General features: G+C 50.1%; 14 protein-coding genes. 6 read left to right on the forward strand and 8 right to left on the reverse strand.

Annotated elements, in window-relative coordinates:
* Window positions 1-20: 20 nt before the first annotated feature.
* The gene (locus NEV57_RS09285; RefSeq protein WP_257658044.1) at window positions 21-3134 is read left to right on the forward strand and encodes a DUF5107 domain-containing protein; all 3114 of its coding nucleotides are present in this window, start codon (window positions 21-23) and stop codon (window positions 3132-3134) included.
* A 16-nt stretch (window positions 3135-3150) separates the two neighbouring features.
* Here NEV57_RS09285 and uvrC read toward each other — a convergent pair whose 3' ends face one another.
* The 3 genes from uvrC to porW all read right to left on the reverse strand — a co-directional run bounded on the left by uvrC (window position 3151) and on the right by porW (window position 10180).
* Complete coding sequence (gene uvrC, locus NEV57_RS09290; protein ID WP_257658045.1) at window positions 3151-4962, reverse strand: excinuclease ABC subunit UvrC; 1812 nt, start codon at window positions 4960-4962, stop codon at window positions 3151-3153.
* A 72-nt stretch (window positions 4963-5034) separates the two neighbouring features.
* Window positions 5035-7278 (reverse strand): penicillin-binding protein 1A, encoded by a 2244-nt coding sequence (locus NEV57_RS09295; RefSeq protein ID WP_257658046.1) that lies wholly within the window; start codon window positions 7276-7278, stop codon window positions 5035-5037.
* Window positions 7279-7342: 64 nt separating this feature from the next.
* A complete protein-coding gene (gene porW / locus NEV57_RS09300) occupies window positions 7343-10180 on the reverse strand; it encodes a type IX secretion system periplasmic lipoprotein PorW/SprE (RefSeq protein WP_257658047.1) in 2838 nt (945 codons plus the stop codon).
* Window positions 10181-10372: 192 nt separating this feature from the next.
* On the opposite strand from porW, the gene NEV57_RS09305 reads away from it, so the two are divergent.
* From NEV57_RS09305 to NEV57_RS09315, 3 genes are read left to right on the forward strand one after another with little or no spacing between them, the layout of a single operon-like run.
* Window positions 10373-11254, forward strand: a complete 882-nt coding sequence (locus NEV57_RS09305) for a M23 family metallopeptidase (protein ID WP_257658048.1) — start codon at window positions 10373-10375, stop codon at window positions 11252-11254.
* A 31-nt stretch (window positions 11255-11285) separates the two neighbouring features.
* The gene (locus tag NEV57_RS09310; protein WP_257658049.1) at window positions 11286-11714 is read left to right on the forward strand and encodes a bactofilin family protein; all 429 of its coding nucleotides are present in this window, start codon (window positions 11286-11288) and stop codon (window positions 11712-11714) included.
* A complete protein-coding gene (locus tag NEV57_RS09315; protein ID WP_257658050.1) occupies window positions 11686-11913 on the forward strand; it encodes an AtpZ/AtpI family protein in 228 nt (75 codons plus the stop codon). The genes NEV57_RS09310 and NEV57_RS09315 overlap by 29 nt, the downstream gene beginning before the upstream one ends.
* Window positions 11914-11920: 7 nt before the next feature.
* Here the strand turns inward: NEV57_RS09315 and NEV57_RS09320 are convergent, their stop codons facing one another.
* The 4 genes from NEV57_RS09320 to NEV57_RS09335 all read right to left on the reverse strand — a co-directional run bounded on the left by NEV57_RS09320 (window position 11921) and on the right by NEV57_RS09335 (window position 14713).
* A complete protein-coding gene (locus NEV57_RS09320; RefSeq protein ID WP_257658051.1) occupies window positions 11921-12889 on the reverse strand; it encodes a DUF5777 family beta-barrel protein in 969 nt (322 codons plus the stop codon).
* An 11-nt stretch (window positions 12890-12900) separates the two neighbouring features.
* Entirely contained in the window at window positions 12901-13443 is a 543-nt protein-coding gene (locus NEV57_RS09325; RefSeq protein WP_257658052.1) for a YceI family protein, read from the reverse strand.
* Window positions 13440-13802, reverse strand: coding sequence for a hypothetical protein (locus NEV57_RS09330; protein WP_257658053.1), 363 nt, complete (start codon window positions 13800-13802; stop codon window positions 13440-13442). Before NEV57_RS09330 ends, NEV57_RS09325 begins: the two co-directional genes overlap by 4 nt.
* Window positions 13803-13867: 65 nt before the next feature.
* Window positions 13868-14713: a hypothetical protein gene (locus NEV57_RS09335; protein WP_257658054.1), complete on the reverse strand. Its 846-nt coding sequence runs from the start codon at window positions 14711-14713 to the stop codon at window positions 13868-13870.
* 218 nt (window positions 14714-14931) lie between these two features.
* Between NEV57_RS09335 and NEV57_RS09340 the strand changes: the two genes are divergently transcribed.
* Entirely contained in the window at window positions 14932-15534 is a 603-nt protein-coding gene (locus NEV57_RS09340) for an RNA polymerase sigma factor (RefSeq protein WP_257658055.1), read from the forward strand.
* Window positions 15534-16694 carry a hypothetical protein gene (locus tag NEV57_RS09345; protein ID WP_257658056.1) on the forward strand — a complete coding sequence of 387 codons (1161 nt, stop codon included), beginning with the start codon at window positions 15534-15536 and terminating at the stop codon, window positions 16692-16694. Before NEV57_RS09340 ends, NEV57_RS09345 begins: the two co-directional genes overlap by 1 nt.
* A 41-nt stretch (window positions 16695-16735) precedes the next feature.
* Here NEV57_RS09345 and ispF read toward each other — a convergent pair whose 3' ends face one another.
* Window positions 16736-17218, reverse strand: a complete 483-nt coding sequence (ispF, locus tag NEV57_RS09350; RefSeq protein WP_257658057.1) for a 2-C-methyl-D-erythritol 2,4-cyclodiphosphate synthase — start codon at window positions 17216-17218, stop codon at window positions 16736-16738.
* Window positions 17219-17316: the final 98 nt, after the last annotated feature.

A 17316-nucleotide genomic window follows, 5' to 3' on the forward strand; every position in this document is an offset into this window, starting at 1 on the left:
GCTCTTTTATTTTAATTGATATGAAACGATTTATTTACGCATTGGCCTGTGCTTGCTGTGCATTTACGCCCATTGGACTGCTGCACGCCCAGCAAAGCCGGATTACCGAAGAAATACATTCGATCAAGACCTATCCTTTTGATGATCCTAACCCAGTCCCGTTTCTCACGGAAGAGAACAAGAAAAAAATATATCCGTATCACGGATTTGATGGTTACAGTGTGGAAGGGGTTGACCGCGACTGGAAAGTAGTCAAACTGGAAAATGACTATATCGAAGTGTATGTGCTACCCGAAGCGGGTGGCAAGGTATGGGGCGCGATTGAAAAATCAACGGGCAAGGAATTCTTATATAAGAATGAAGTAATGAAATTCCGGAATGTTGCACAGCGCGGTCCGTGGACATCCGGCGGTATTGAATTTAATTTCGGTTACATTGGCCATACACCGTCTACTGCTACGCCGGTCGACTACATCACGAGGCAGAACTCGGATGGCAGCGTAAGCTGCATCGTTGGTGCCATGGACTTGCCTTCGCGGACCCACTGGCGGGTGGAAATACGGCTGCCGGCGGATAAAGCATGGTTCGAAACCAATGCCACCTGGTATAATCCCACACCGTTGGTCCAGTCGTATTACAACTGGATGACCGGCGCTGCGCGGGTTTCCGACGACCTGCAGTTTTTCTATCCGGGCAGCATGGAATACGAACATAATGGTACGGCGTTCCCCTGGCCCGTGGATTCGCTGGGAAGAGACCTTTCGTGGTATGCCAATAACGATTTTGGGTCGCATAAATCTTTCCACATTGCCGGAACGTATAACGACTTCATGGGTGGCTATTATCATGATTCGGATTTTGGCTTTGGTCATTGGTCGCTCCATGATGAGATGCCGGGAAAAAAACTGTGGCTTTGGGCGTTATCAAGAAACGGCGGTATATGGGAAGACCTGCTTACCGATGATGACGGCCAGTACATGGAATTCCAGGCCGGCAGGGGCTACAATCAATATTCCCCATCCCGCATCAAAACCCCGATTACGCAGCTTGGCTTCTCCCCCGGGACTACAGATCAATGGCGTGAATTATGGTTTCCTGTAAAGGAGACGGGTGGCTTGTCTGCCGTATCGCCCTCCGGCATCCTGTATGCAGCGGAGGCGGATGGAAAAGTCCGCATTTCAATAAATGCACTGGCTGTTACGGAATCGCCCGTGGTATTGCGTGTCGGTACCGACACCTTGTTTTCGGAAACCATCCGACTCCAGCCGATGGAGGTTTATACAACCACGGTAAATGTGCCGGCCGGCCGGAAGTGGGCAGTTTCCGCCACGGCAATGAACCTCAGGTACGGACCCGCCGAAGCGGATACCCTAAAACGGCCAACCGCCTCGGCCTCGCCGGTCCGTTCCCTCACCACCGCCTCTCAGTATTACCAGGAAGGCGTGGAATCCAAGGAATTCCGTGATTACGAACAGGCCAAACATTACTTTGCAAAAAGTATCGAACTTGACCCGTACCACCTGGATGCGCTGACGGAACTGGCGGCAATGCAATACCGCAATGGCCGCTATGACTCCACCCTCTATTACGCCAACCGGGTACTTCGTGAAGACACATATCATCCCTCGGCTAATTTTCAGGCAGGCATCGCCTATGTAGCCAAAAAAGACTGGATCAATGCACTGGACTGCTTTGGCTGGGCCTCGCGTTCGGTCCAGTATCGAAGCGACGCCTTTGCGCGTATGGCCGCCATCTACCTGCAGCAACACCAACCGGAATTGGCGCTGCACTACGCGGATAATGCTATTGCTTATAACAACCACCATGTATTTGCGCTACAAGCAAGGGCATTGGCATTACGGCAGCTGGGTAGGGCTGCGGATGCTGCCGCGAACCTAGTGCAGTTGTACGATGCGGATCCGCTGAATCATTTTGCACGTTATGAGGAATACCGGAATGGCAACGCAACGTATGAATCCTTCTCATCGGTTATCCAAAATGAATTTGCCTGGCAAACGCATCTCGAAACGGCACTCACTTACCTCAGTCTGGGCGCGAAGGAAGAGGCCATGGATATTATTGCACGTGCTCCTGAGCATCCCCTGATTGCACTGTGGGGGGCCTATCTTGCACAGGATGCGACTCGTCTGCAAGCCGTCACTTCAGCCCCTCCCGATTTTGTGTTTCCCTATCGCCTGGAAACACTGGAAGCATTGGAATGGGCAGCCAATCAGCACCCACACTGGAAATTCAACTACTACCTGGCACTCAATTACCAGGCCATCGGTCGCGCGGAAGACGCCGAACAACGGCTAAAAGCCTGTGGAAACGAACCGGATTATGCACCTTTTTACCTAACCCGCGCTGCGCTTCTCCATGCTGGCCCCGAAATGACTGAAAAGGATATACTCCGCGCCTACCATTTTGCCCCTGATGACCGGCGTGTGAGGACATGGATGATTGATTATTACCACCGGGTGGGAAATAATGTGGAAGCACTGGCCATTGCCGACCGCGCATGGCATGACTTCCCCGACGATTATTCCATTGGCCTTTGGCATGCACGGCAGCTGCTGCTTGCCGGAAAACCAAAGGAGAGTTCTGCCATTTTAGACCAGATTCATGTATTACCCTACGAGGGGGCCAGTCAGGGACGGGTCGTATACGAACAGGCATTGCTGATGCAGGCGGTAACCCTGATCAAGGCCGGCAGTTACAAGCCGGCTATGGAGTTGCTGGAAAAGTCCCGGGAATGGCCCGAACACCTGGGCGTAGGCAAACCATATGATTCGGATGGGCGTTTTCAGGATTACCTTACAGCGTATTGCCTAACCAAACTGGGACGCACCAAGGAAGCCGGAGCATTAAACCAACAGGTAATTTCCTATACACTCGACAATTCCAGGCGGTCTACTTTTGCCAACCTACTGGGATTGATGGCGCTGCAACAGGCTGGCCGGCAACAACAATTGAATACGTTACTGGAGCAGCTCGCCCATAATCCGGCAGCGGAAAATCAGTGGGTACTTGAAGCATTTAAAGGCAGTGGCACACCTGCATCAGACAGGTCAGCGACGTTTGGGGATAATCCGTATTATTCGATTATATGCGGTATCTTGGAGTTACGTCCTTGAGCTGGAGAGCTGTTGATCAATCGGCGGAAGTGGCTTCGGAAAAGTAGGTTGTAACGGACTGAACCTGCTTTTCTGTGAGTATATCCCTGAGTTGTTCAGGTGTAGCTGCTCTGATTTTCTTTACCGATTTGAATTGCTTCAGCAGCTTTTCCGCAGATGTTTTACCAATGCCGGGAATGTTCTCCAATTCAGTCTGGAAGGTCTTCCTGCTCCGTTGATTGCGGTGAAATGTGATACCAAAACGATGTGCTTCGTCACGCAGGTGCTGAATGATTTTCAGGGTTTCCGATTTTTTGTCCAGGTACAGGGGGTATTGATCTCCCGGATAATAGATTTCTTCCAGTCGCTTGGCGATGCCGATGACGGTCATCTGCTTGTCGATTCCCAGTAGCTTCAGGCTTTTCAATGCGGCGGAAAGCTGTCCCTTGCCACCATCGATAACGATCAGCTGCGGGAGCGATTGCCCTTCGTCCAATAGCCGCCGATACCGGCGGTGCACCGCTTCCTCCATGGTCGCGAAATCATTTGGGCCTTCCACGGTTTTCACGTTAAAATGACGGTAGTCCTTTTTGCAGGGCTTTGCATCCCTGAATACCACAATAGCTGAAACCGGATATTTCCCCTGAAAGTTCGAGTTGTCAAAGCATTCGATATGCCGCGGAAGCACATTCATCCGCAGGTCGTGCTGCATCTGCGTCAGTACCCGCTCGGTCCGCAGTTCAGGGTTGAGCTTCTCATATTGATTAAGCCGTTCCTTTTTAAAATAAAATACGTTCTTCTGTGAAAGTTCGAGCAGTTTCTTCTTTTCACCCAGTTTCGGGACGGTGAAGCGGAGTTCACTGGCCTCAATATCAATATCAAACGGCACGATAATCTCGCGTGATGTGCTGCCAAAGCGACTGCGGATTTCAGGTATGGCCAGGTTAAGCAATTCCTCATCACTTTCGTCCAGCCGCTTTTTCATCTCTACTGTCTGCGTTTGAATGATAACACCATTCATCACCTTAAGGTAGTTGACGAAAGCATAATTCTGCTCTGACGCGATGCTGAAAACGTCCACATTGGTGATGGATGAAGTAACGACAGTTGATTTACTCTGGTAGCGCCCCAGTAAATCCAGCTTGTTTTTCAGTTGATGCGCATACTCAAAATTCAACTCGGCTACCGCCGCATCCAACTGTCCTTTCAGCCGGCGGATCACCACGCCGATTTTTCCGTTTAATATGTCACGGATGTCTTCCAGATTTTTCTCGTAGTCGGCTTCACTTTGGTATCCCTCGCAAGGTCCCTTGCAATTGCCTATCTGGTATTCCAAGCATACCTTAAACTTTCCTTTATTGATGTTTTCAGGGGTAAGCGCGAGATTGCAGGTGCGCAGCGGGTAAAGCTCCCGGATGGTGTCCATAATCGCGTGCATCATCCCGACAGATGCATAAGGCCCAAAATACCGGGAACCGTCCTTGATCATCTTCCGTGTGGGGAATATCCGGGGAAAGCGCTCATTCTTGATGACAATCCAGGGATAGGTCTTGTCATCTTTCAGCATGACATTATACCGGGGCTGATGCTTCTTAATCAGGCTGTTTTCCAGGAGCCATGCGTCAATTTCGGTATCAACGATTGTGAAGGTAATGCGGTTGATCCGGCGGACCAATACGCGCGTTTTGCCGTTAAGCTGACTGTTCTTGACAAAATAAGAACTAACCCGGTTCCGCAGGTCCTTTGCTTTACCGATATAGATTAATGCACCCTGGGCATCCCAGTACTGGTACACTCCCGGGCGGTGTGGAATTTCTTCAAGTGCCTTGCGGTAATCAAACTTCGTCATATTCAGTGGTCGGTAGCCAATGGTCGGTGGTCGGTCACTTATACCCAGTCACGGACCATCCATCACCAAAACTCAAAACCCAAGCCGGTCATCCAGCTGCTGATCGCTCGGTTCACCGTAAAACTGCTGATACTGGTTGCAGTCCAATTCACGCGTAAGCCCTCCTTCCGGCAATGGGAAATCTTCTTTGGAATAGTGAAGGGTCGTATCAGCGTATATTTTTTGCATATACAGTCCGAAAATCGGTAACGCCGCCTGTGCTCCCTGGCCTGCGGCCATGGAATGGAAACTGATGCCCCGGTCTTCCGCTCCTGTCCATACGCCGCTTACCAACTCGGGGGTAACCCCAATAAACCAGGCGTCCGAGTTATCGTTCGTTGTTCCGGTCTTTCCGCCCATAGGCGGAGTCAGGTTATACCGCCAGCGCAAACGCCCCCCCGATCCGCCATCTACCACACTCTTCAGCATATCTACCATAATATAAGCGCTTTCGCTGTTAAGCACCTTGGTTACCTTAGGTGCCTTTTCATAAATTGGCATCCCATTCTTATCTTCAATACGCAGAATGTAGATTGGCTCGATCCATACGCCGTGGTTTACAAAAGCCGAGTACGCACCCACCATATCATAAATCGATGCCTCATAGGCACCCAACGCAATGGAAGGGTATTCGGGTACTTCGGAGGTAATGCCCATCCGCTTGGTCAGGGTAGCAACCGCCCGGGCGCCAACTTCATTGATCATGTATGCCGTGGCAAAGTTCTGCGAGTTGGCCAGCGCCCTGCGCAGGGTGATGGGACTTCCCACCGATTCGCCCCGCGGCGACCACGCATTGGCGCCGCTTCCGATGGTCAACGGAACGTTAGGTACCTGAAAACACGGTGAAAAGCCGTTATCTATAGCTACTGCATACGTAAATGGCTTTGCCGTTGAACCAACCTGCCGGGTTCCCATCTTTACCTGGTCGTACTTATAATGTTCAAAGCTGATACCGCCCACCCAGGCACGCACATAACCCGTATGGGGTTCCATGGACATGATGGAATTACGCAGGATTAATTTATTGTACCGAATGGAATCCATCGGCGTCATTACCGTATCCCGGTCTCCCTGCCACGTAAAGACAGTCATCGGTACCGGGGTGTTAAAGTCCTTTTCTATTTCCGCCGCCGATTTACCAGCCTGTTTCAACATACGGTATCGATCAGACCGTTTCATTCCGGTTTCCAGCAGCGACGCTTTGTCGCCGCGGAACGGATCAACATTACGCCATTGGCGGTCAAAATCCGTCTGCAGTTCGGTCATCCATTCTTTTTGCGCTTCCTCTGCGTAACGCTGCATTTTCGAATTGATTGTCGTATAAATCTTCAGCCCGTCGCGATCAAGGTCATATGGTGTACCGTCGGCCTTCGTGATAGACAATTTATTAAATTCCTGTTGAATATCCCGCTTCAGCACCGCCCGGAAGTAGGGTGCCGGACCATCACCATAATTCGAAATCCGCATATCCAGTACCAAGGGCTCCTTTTGCAGGCGCTGCGACTCTTCACGGGTAATAAATCCTTCCCGGCGCATGTTTTCAATGACGACATTGCGCCGCCTGATCGCATTCTGCGGATACCGTACCGGAGAGTATATGCCGGGTCCCTTAAGCATCCCTACTAAAACAGCCGCCTGGGTAACATTGAGTTTATCGGGTGTGGTATTGAAGTATGTCCGCGCAGCCGATTTAATACCAAACGTGTTATAGGCACCAAAATCGACCGTATTGAAATACATGGTGATAATTTCTTCCTTGGTATAATTGCGCTCCAGGCGTACAGCTGTAATCCATTCCTGAAATTTCTGGATCACCCGTTTCACCGTATTCCGGGCGCGTCCTTCGGAAAACAGGTTCAGCGCCAGCTGCTGGGTGATGGTACTAGCGCCCTGCCGCTTCCCGACGAGGTTATAAAAGATAATACTGAATGTACGCCGGTAGTCAATGCCCGAATGGCGGTAAAAACGTTTGTCTTCCGTCGCAATGAGTGCCTGCACTAGGTTGGGTGACAGCTCATTATACCGTACGTTGGATCGGTTCTGGACAAAATAAGTACCCAGTACCGCAGCGTCTTCGGAAATAACCTCCGAAGCCAGGTTACTTTTCGGATTTTCCAGATCACGGAACGTCGGTAATTGGCCAAACAGTCCCAAACCCACACTGAAGATAAATAAGAACCCGAGCAGAATAACCCCAATCAATAATTTCCAGAAATTGCGGGTGTAACGACTGATGTCTTCCTTGGTTAATGTATTTTTCTTTGCCTGTTGCTTCATTCTAAATGATTAATAATCCTCGGATGCAGGGTACCGGCCCACATCCATTACGCACTTTCCGTTTCTATTCCTGTTCGTGATAGCTGGTATAGTAATCGTCTATTTTGTCAAAATCAGATAACGTGCCAAAATTATCTTCCGTAATCAAAAAGGTATTATATAGCGTCGCCGGTATTTTCATGATGTCGGGAAGCAATGGCATAATCCGTACTTCGTAGGTCTTTGCGTCCTCATAATTCAGAAACGGCCCAACATAAACGAGCTGATTTTCGTCATTCACCGGCTTAAGCTGGTGCATAATATTCCGGCCGGTATACCGGGTGCGGTTGAACTGTCCGATACCATAGCGTGATGGTGCCAGGTTTACCCGCTCATTCATGACATTAATAACGAAATAATAAACTGCTGAATCAGGCAATAACTCCAAATTGCGATACGCGTTTTCCCCATCGTCAGTAAACTGGGCTTCCCTGGCGAGCTGCTGACGGGTAAGCGTACCCCCATTAGCCAGGGATATCCGTTCGCCGATTCCGGTTTGGCCTGCGGTCGATACCGCCAGGCTTCGTCGCGGGACCGGCCGCTCCGGCCCATGGTTAATAATCAGCTGGGGCCAGGGTGTGATGGTGGGCTCATCGATAAAGCGCATCCGGTTTTCATCGATGCCCTGTAATGCATGCCTTCTGCCGGCTAATGCTGCACTGTTTTCAGCGATGTAAGCTAAATGCTGATGAACAAGGGGGCTGATCAGGCTGTCGTCGGGAAATACATCAACCAATTCCCTGAACGCATTTTCAAGTGTATCAATTCCCGATGTCCTGCCCAACGCGAGTGCGCGCAAATAGGCCAGCTGCACCAAGGTGGGCTGTGGTTCCTGCACCTGTCCGGAGATGCTGTCTACCAGCTGGATAACTTCCTGAAATTGCTGATGGGTATAAGCTGCATATGCTTCTTCGTATTCCTGGTCAAGCAACTGCTTTTGCGATTGAAGTTTAGCAAGATACATCGGATCAAGAAGAATTCGACTGTACAGGGCATCCGGAAACTGGGTCAATAATTTCTCCTTGTATGCTGCGGCACGGGCCTGGTCGACACCGTTGTACAACAGGTAGAGGTTATAGTAGATCAGGGCTGCATCCTTCGTCTCCGGATATCGGTTCAACAGGTCTTCATATGTGTCAATTGCACCCTTATTATCCAGCAGTTCGTCCCGGTACAATTCGCCTACACGAAGCAGGGCGGTATGTATTTGATTATTGGCTGCCGCCTGCTTTGATTCTGTATCCGGTAGTTCGTTCAGGTAACTGTCCCGGAATTGCTGTACCCAGGCCGCACTGTCCACAACCACGGAATCAACTGCCGATCCGGCCGCTGCCAAATCCCCCGTTTCCCGATTGTCAGTTATCCCCCCGGCCGTCATATCGCTGAACCGCCAGTTATCCTGTAATGGCCGGTTACCCCACCGGCGCTTAAACTCGGTCGTGCCCATGCCCATGGCATCCGGATTATTGAAGTAAAACCGATTATCGGTATATGTGGTAGCCGGACTGAACAACGTTTCTTCAAACGGTGAACGGACTGTGTTCTGTCGTTGTTTTTCATTTTTAGCCTGGCGCCCGTCTTGGATTTCAACATACCGGGCGATGGCCAGGCTGTCCAGCTGTGCGTGACGCTGTGCCTCCGGAAGCCCGGCGAGAACAAACAGGCTATCCTGATGGCTTACCACCTCCAGCTGTGTAATCAACTCATCAAGATTCGCGACTTTACGCTGCACCGGACCGGCATCGGGGAAATCCATCGGAAGGTACATGCCCACGCTATCGTAATATAATTTCGCTGTTGGGTATTGCGCCTGGTCAAAATAATGGTCGGCCAGCCGCAGGTACGTACGCGTCGTCTGGTACCGGTTATCACCCTGCTGCCGCAACGCCTGTTCATAATTTACCAGCGCCGTCGTCCAGTCACCGTCAGCAGAATACATTTCAGCAATCTGATAGTAGATCTGGTCCCTGTATTCTTTATTTTTCCCATCACGGAGCATGCGTTGCAGTAGCCTGATCCGATCTCCGGTTGTGGTATCTACCGTTCCCGGCAGGAAAATACGGTTAAGCCCCGCGTGAAATGCCATCTCATAGGAGGCATTGCTATTCACAACCCGGCTATAATGCGGGTAAGCTTCCTCCGGCCGTCCCTGGCTTTCGAGCAGCTGGCCAAGTAGAAAATGCCAGCGTAACCGAGTGGACTTATCCTTCGTGTGCTCAAGGGCCTGCAGCAACATGGTAATCGCCGACGCTTCATCCTGGACAAGTAAATAATATTTTGCCTGCGTAGCAAAGGCCAATCCCATGGAATTCGGATCCGATTCCAATGCCGTAAACACGGTATCCAATACATTACCGCTTTCCGTAAGGTTGCCAAGTTGCATCAGTGCGCGTGCCTTCCACACCAACGCCGCCTGCCGGTATTCCGGCATGTCGGCAAATGTGCCGGCAGTGTAACTGAAATACTCCGCCGCATTGTAATAATTCCCCTTGAGGTAATTTGCCTGGCCGGTAAGCAGGTATGCTTCGCTGATGTACTTGCTTTTGCTTTTTTTATTGATGATAGTGAGTGCCTTACCAATAACCGAATCCATCAACGGGCTATTGGATGCTGCGGTAATGTCAGTGGGTTCAATGAAAACCGGCAACCGCTGTTCGTAATTTTCTACGTAGCCAGCGGTATTGTCGTACATCACATCGTGAATGATTTTACGGCCATGGTATACGATGTTGTACCTTGCCGTAAGGTTCTCCATCATATCGTATTGGGGTTCCCGTTTTCCTGCACATCCCATGCACGACCAAACCGCAACAATCGCCACAGCCACCCGTTTATACGACATGGAGAAAATATAATCTTTCAATATAACGTTCTTAATTTCATCACAAATTCATACCGACGAAGCTTATCGCCACAATATAGCGATAATGGCACATGTTATCAATTACCGCATTAAAACTCACGGAGATTTAACAAAACTTAACCATTTTCGTCACATATAAAATGAATATCTTTGCAGGGATACGCATGCAAAAATATCATTTATTTTATCAAGTTGGCTAAACACCGCAACAAACTCTCCCAGGCACTCCATCAGCGCTATAAGCTTGTCGTACTCCACGAAGAGACCTTCGAGGAAAAAGCGTCGTTCAGTGGCAAACTCTGGTATTGGATAACGGGACTGTTGTCGGCAACCGCCGTACTGGTCATCCTCACCATTATTCTCATCCGCTCCACTTCCTTACGGGAATACGTGATCGGGTCTTCACTGAGCGGATACGAACGCAGCCAGTTAATGGATGCCTATTCCCGTATCGATTCGCTGGAACAGATCGCGCTTGCCAACGATTTGTATTTGGATAACCTGCAGGCTGTCATCAGCGGCCGTGTCGGTGAAACGGTTGAACGTCCAGATCAGGAACCAGGTACCGGGAATGAACCGGCAGAAATCCCCGAGTCCAAAAGCGTACCGCCGTCGGAAGACGAGCTGGCGCTACGTGAGTTGATCGAATCCGGCGCACCGTATGATCTGCCAGAGCATTCGGGGCCCGCCCGCTCCGGTATCTCATCCTATACTTTTTACAGCCCCATTAAAGGGATCATCAGTTCCAGCTTCAGTGCCGGGGAACAGCATTATGCGGTCGATATCGCCGTTAAGATGAACGAACCGGTACGGGCGACCCTGAGCGGCCATGTGGTCTTCGCATCGTACACACCCGAAACCGGATACGTCGCCATTGTACAGCATGGTAACAACCTGCTTTCGCTCTACAAGCATTGTGCATCAATTATAAAAAAAGTTGGTAGTTTTGTCCGTGGAGGAGAAGTAATCGCCTTTGCAGGCGATACAGGCGAGTTAACTACCGGACCGCACCTCCATTTCGAATTGTGGTACAATGGTAATCCGGTAAATCCTACTGATTATATCGCTTTTTGAAACCCAACTATGTCACCTAAATATCATCAACATGTTCGTGAACAAAAAGAACGAAAAAAACCAGGACCAGCAACGAAGCTTTAACCTCATCGCCACGGGGACGGATATTAACGGAAATATCATGACATCCGGCGACCTGCGCATTGATGGGAGGATAGCAGGAGATGTTTCGTGTACCGCCAAATTAATTATCGGGGAAAACGGCATTGTCGTCGGCAACATCCATTGCAAATCCGGAGAAGTGTCAGGCACGGTCGAAGGGCGTATTATCGCGATTGAAAACCTGCAACTGAACCAAACGGCAACGATAAAGGGCGATATTGAATCCGTGCACTTCATTGTCGAAAGCGGCGCCACGATTACCGGACATTGCTCCACAAATAAAAGTCTGGAATCGACCAACCGCCTGCCTGAAGTGAAGTTGATTGACTATGAGAAAGCCGAAGCCATCGCTGAATGATTCCCTGCGCAAATACGCTTATTTTAGCGGTGTAGGCTTCCAGATGTTGGCCATCATTGGTTTATTCACCTACATCGGGTACCGTATTGACAGCGCAAAGGACAATGAAAATAATGTGTGGACCGCCATCTTTGCACTTGTCGGGGTGTGTATCAGTATATATACCGTAATCCGCGCGGTAACGCGGAAAAACAACTAATACAGACTTACCCGCCGCGCTGTGCCGGGCCTAAGGAGAACCGTCTCGAAATTGTGAACCCCCATCGGAACTGGCCTTTGCGCCACGATGTGGTCGTTTTGGGAATGTATTGCATTTCCTGTATTGCCGTGGCATTGGTAAAATTCAAATTAAATACATGACCCCCGGTTTCAATTTCTAATCCGATACCCAATGGATTGTATAACGTGGTGATGGCATCCGCATACCTTTCTTTGCTCGCCGCCGACCGAAAAGGTAGGAAATAATCCATCACCAACGCCATACGCCTGCTTACCTTCAGCCTTCCTCCTATCCCCAGGGCAAACAGATTATTTTCTCCGTCGTAATCGGCGGTGGTGTTTCTCCGGATGTATGTAGGATGCAATGCCAGTGACAGACCGGCACCGAATTTCCGGGCGATAATCAGCTGAACTACCGTATTAAGGCGGTCTGAAAACCCGTTATATGAAGTAGCTTCGCCAATGTTCTGGTCGGCCTTTACCCCGGGTATGGTCAGGCTGGCGTACGCAGTCATGGAAACGGGTATGCGCCCGTCAACGGTCTGTCGCAGCAGGCGGTATTTCACATTTGCTTCATACAGCTGTGATACCCGGGTAGCGCCTTTGGCACGTGCAATTCCAACATTCAGGTCATCCGTTATGCCATATTCGAATCCGATTTTAATATCGGTGGAGTTGTCGAGGCCAAAAAAATTTGTTGCTCCGCCATTGGCTCCGGCAATATCGCCGAAACGGTGGTCCACTTTAAAATCAAGCTCATGCCGGTGGATGGTCTCAACAGACTGGCTGTTAATGATGCGTGTTGTCTTGAACGTGGCGTCTACCACCTCATGCATCCGGTTGGTGTCGTTGCCAAGGGTGCTGTCCAGATTGATCTGCGCCGTCAGGGGCGTGGTCGCCGATGAAGCGATCATCAGCAAAAAAATACCGCGCGCAATGATTCGTGATGTATACATAAAAAAATAGATTACTGTATGCGATAGGTTGCGGAAACATCCACGTCTACCACTTCTGCGATGTTCTTAATGACTAACCGGGGAATCTCGATGCCGTGATCGGCTACTTTCACCTTAAATTGGGCAGCTGCGGTTATCAAAGCACCTTTTACCGTCACGACGGCCTCGGTGGTGTAAAATTTTCTGACGCCATGTATTTCGAGATTTCCCGATACCGTTACCGGATAGGCTCCGTCACTGTTCCAGTCGACATGGCCGCTTATTTTTCCGCCAAACGTAGCATACGGAAATTTATCACTCGCCAAATAAGTTTCATTAAAGTGTTCCCGCATGAGCTTCTTCCGAAATTCAAATGAGCTGATCGGCACGCGGAATGCGATTTCGTAACTTACCGTATCAAGGACCGAAGCAGCCTGTTGTGTTACCGCTGAAATATTCTCCAACGGTGCTTCCGAAAAGAACGACACGCGACTTTCCCGGTCAATCAACAAGGCCTGTGCTTCCGCTTCAGCGCACAGCACCACGACAAAAAAAACGGTAAGGCACCGGATCATTGCGGCGCCCCCTTTTCAATCCACGCCTTGAGCAAGTCCAGTTCACGATTTGTGAGGCTTCCGTTTTTGGGCATAATCCGCCGCACTACTACCACATCGTTAATACGTGCCAGATTGGCTGATACGGAATTGTAGCCCGAAAATGTCCATAATGATGTCCCTTCCCCGTTTCCGGTATGGCAACTGCTGCATTTCGATTGCAGGAGTGAACCTACAAAGTTGTCATATGTTACGTTTTCCGCCGTTACACTGCCGCCCCCCGGCGGTTCGGGTGCGGGGCTATCACTGTCCTTACTACATCCCAAAAGACCAAGCATCATCAACCATAGCCATGATGTCTTCCATAACTGCTGTTTCATAAGTAAATTGTTTGTGTCCTTATTAAATGCTGCTGTAATCCCTGATATGCCGTTATCACACAAGGTTACGGTGCCAAGGCTTCCGGCGAATCGGGATTCAATACCGGCCAAATACCTACTTTGGGGAAATCCACACCCTTGGTTTCTCCACGGGCAGCATCCTGTCCAAAATAATAAAGCGGCCATCCCTTATAAGTCAACTGTGTCCGTCCATGTACGGTGATTTCTGCGAAATCCGCCAGATTGGCCCCTGAAGGCAACGATCCGATTACAGCTTCATAAATCGACCATACACTATTGTTGCTGAAATCAGGTTTTGTGAAATTATTGGTGTTATACCGATCCTGCACAAACCCATAAAGCGTGCGCCCATAGCTATCAACGAAATGCTGCGTCTGGCCTTCCCCCGGAGTCAGGTCACTCATATACAGGGTTCCGTCGCCGCCAATCAACTGATGCTGGACCAGCATCACCGTGTAATCAGGCTTCGCAACAAACCAATTGCCTCCTACCCCATCGCCTTCAATTTCACCGGGAGCATCGTCATTGGCATAAAAGTACAGTGGCCGCCCTTTGTAGGTCGTCTGTAATGAGCCATTCGTTAACGTAATGGTACCGATATCTTCAGGATCGACTCCCTCGCTTTCGGCGGCGTGGCTACTATAGTACGCCGGCCACATTGAGCGGCAGTTTCCTTCGCAAGCCGTATTTCCATCAGCATCGCGCGAGAAAAAATACAACGTCATGCCGGCACTATCCGTCAGCACCGCTCCGAACGTGGCGTCTGTCTGTACAAGGATCCCCATTTCCTTTGGTTCCGGTTCGGGCTGATCGTCGTCCTTACATGACAGGACCGGCAGGCAGGCCACTGTGGCCACCAGCCATACGGATTGAATGAGATAGTATTTCATTTCTTCATTTTTAATTGTATCCGCCGGATTAAGCTACTAATCGCCATAACAACCCGTCCCACAGCTTCACCGTGAAGCTCCTATTCCGAAGCGTTTATACCGACAATACGGGGCAAACTGTGCGTAGGTTGCCTCCTTTGCGTGCAGAAAAAAAATAATTGTTCCCGGGCAACCATTTGCCCGGATCTAACGTATTATTGCTAAAAAGATCATTTAGCTTGCCGACGATCAATCAGGATGAAACTGTACGGAAGCATATTGCCGGTTGCCTGAAATACAATAGAGACAGTCAATATGCCTTGTTCAAGCATTTCTACAGCTATGCTATGGGGATATGCCGGCGTTATGCCCGGCAGTCGGATGAAGCTTCGGATATCCTGAACGAAAGTTTCTTAAAGGTTTTCAACCACCTTAAGGATTACGATACATCAAAGCCATTTAAATCGTGGATGGGAAAAATTATTACCAACACGGCGATTGATTACTACCGTGCCAGCCTAAAATTCGGGCAGCAGGAAGACGTGAATGATTACGAGCACATCAGTGATGACGCAGGCATATATGGAAAATTGGCTTATAACGACCTGCTGGCAATGGTGAGGTCACTTAGTCCCGCATACCAAACGGTTTTTAACCTGTATGCAATCGATGGGTATAATCATAACGAAATTGCGGAATTGCTGGGCATTACCGTGAATACATCCAAATCAAATTTGCACAAAGCCCGCAGGAGGCTCCAGGAACTGCTCAACGAAACAACGAAAGAAAGCATAACGGAACACCTGTCCAAAGTCGCCAGGGATAGCAAAAAGAATATATAATGGAAGAAAGACATCCTATAGATCAGTTTTTTACGGACAGGTTGACTCAGGTTGACATTCCTTTTGACGAAGGTCAATGGACGGCACTGTCAACGAAGTTGCATGCACGCAAGTCCCTTCCGCGCTTGCTTTGGATCGGGGGCGGGGTGGCAGCTGCCGCAATAATCGCCGCCATCCTTTTATTCAATGGACACCATACCGTCGACAACGGGCAGGTGGTTCCAACCGAGCCGATCCTGGCTGTGCAGCCCGGCGACTCAGCTGCAGGTAATACCAGCCAGGCACCTGCGGTAACAAAGGCCTTGTTACCCCCCATGGGGGAAGCTTCACTACGCTCATCCATTAAGACCGGTGTTAATCCCCCTGTAAATCCGTTAAAGAAATCCGGCGACAACCTGGTGCCTGTACAGGGATTGGTGCCAAGCGCTCAGCCGACTCCGCTGGCTAGTGGAATCATCCTATCCCGTAATACATCGCGCATGCCCACGGCAATTTCACAAACCGGCGGGAATGAAACGACCGGCAATCAGGAACCTGAGCAGCAGGAAACTCCGCTCCATAGGGGATGGACATTAAGTATCGCCGCCGCGCCCGACCTGTCGGGAACACGGCCCCTTACCGGAAGATTTGGTGGTCAGGTCGGATTGGCAGCCACCTACCGGCTAACGACCAAGCTTAGCGTAACCGGCGGTGTATTTTACGGACGGAAATTATACCGTGCAGACTTCGGCGATTACCGTCCTTCGGTTCCGTGGCCGAATTCGCAGCTCACTCCCAGCCTGGTAGCGGCAGATTGCGCCGTGCTGGACATTCCCCTGAACCTCAATTTCACTTTCGCGCACCACCGCCATTCCTCCTGGTTCGCCTCGGCCGGCCTTTCCAGTTACCTCATGTTACGTGAAACATACGACTACACTTATCCGCCACATACATATGGCGGGGCGAAGGAATATACCCTGCGTAATCAAAATCGTCATATCATGGGCGTGGGCAATGTGTCTATCGGTTACCGCCGGCAGCTCGGTGCTGCCATGGGCATTACCGTACAACCGTTCGTTAAGGTGCCGCTCACGGGAATCGGCAATGGCAATCTCAAACTCTACTCATCGGGTGTAGCCATATCAGCAGATATCGACCTCTCCCGAAGTAACTTTCGATAACATCCGGCAAAGGCGTTGTAATTGGTTTGGGTCCGTGGGGATTATTTTTTTTCAATCAGGCACACGGCATAAGCCACTACCCCCTCCTGCCGACCGATAAACCCCATCGTTTCATTGGTTGTCGCTTTAATGGAAACATCTTCTTCCGAAATGCCGGCCGCCGCGGCAATTTGGTATTTCATCGCGGGGATGTGAGGTTTTATTTTGGGTGCTTCCAGGCATAGCATGGCATCAATATTACCCAGGCTCCATCCCGCCCTTACCAGCAATTTCACACATTCCGACAACAGTACAAGGCTGCTTATTCCCTTCCAGCGGTCGTCGGTATTGGGGAAATGGTAACCGATGTCTTCCAGGTTGGCTGCCCCAAGGATTGCATCGCAGATCGCATGCACCAAAACATCCGCGTCGGAATGTCCGAAAGCACCGGCATGGTGGGGAACCTGGACGCCGCCCAGCATAAAAGGCTGCCCTTCCCGGAGCTGGTGCACGTCAAAACCGAATCCTACTTTTATTTTTGTCATGATGCAAATCGCTTAATGCGCCAAACTTAGCCAAATGATTATACAATCTCAAATCAATTCCAAAGGAAGCTGTTCCGCCCATTCGCTTAAACTTTGCC

Source organism: Parapedobacter lycopersici, from assembly GCF_024643285.1.
GTDB lineage: Bacteria > Bacteroidota > Bacteroidia > Sphingobacteriales > Sphingobacteriaceae > Parapedobacter > Parapedobacter lycopersici.

Excerpts from the sequence above, each read along its gene's own strand:
- NEV57_RS09285 (WP_257658044.1), top strand. The coding sequence starts at position 21 with ATGAAACGATTTATTTACGCATTGGCCTGTGCTTGCTGTGCATTTACG.
- uvrC (WP_257658045.1), bottom strand. The coding sequence starts at position 4,962 with ATGACGAAGTTTGATTACCGCAAGGCACTTGAAGAAATTCCACACCGC.
- NEV57_RS09295 (WP_257658046.1), bottom strand. The coding sequence starts at position 7,278 with ATGAAGCAACAGGCAAAGAAAAATACATTAACCAAGGAAGACATCAGT.
- NEV57_RS09310 (WP_257658049.1), top strand. The coding sequence starts at position 11,286 with ATGTTCGTGAACAAAAAGAACGAAAAAAACCAGGACCAGCAACGAAGC.
- NEV57_RS09315 (WP_257658050.1), top strand. The coding sequence starts at position 11,686 with ATGAGAAAGCCGAAGCCATCGCTGAATGATTCCCTGCGCAAATACGCT.
- NEV57_RS09320 (WP_257658051.1), bottom strand. The coding sequence starts at position 12,889 with ATGTATACATCACGAATCATTGCGCGCGGTATTTTTTTGCTGATGATC.
- NEV57_RS09325 (WP_257658052.1), bottom strand. The coding sequence starts at position 13,443 with ATGATCCGGTGCCTTACCGTTTTTTTTGTCGTGGTGCTGTGCGCTGAA.
- NEV57_RS09330 (WP_257658053.1), bottom strand. The coding sequence starts at position 13,802 with ATGAAACAGCAGTTATGGAAGACATCATGGCTATGGTTGATGATGCTT.
- NEV57_RS09335 (WP_257658054.1), bottom strand. The coding sequence starts at position 14,713 with ATGAAATACTATCTCATTCAATCCGTATGGCTGGTGGCCACAGTGGCC.
- NEV57_RS09345 (WP_257658056.1), top strand. The coding sequence starts at position 15,534 with ATGGAAGAAAGACATCCTATAGATCAGTTTTTTACGGACAGGTTGACT.
- ispF (WP_257658057.1), bottom strand. The coding sequence starts at position 17,218 with ATGACAAAAATAAAAGTAGGATTCGGTTTTGACGTGCACCAGCTCCGG.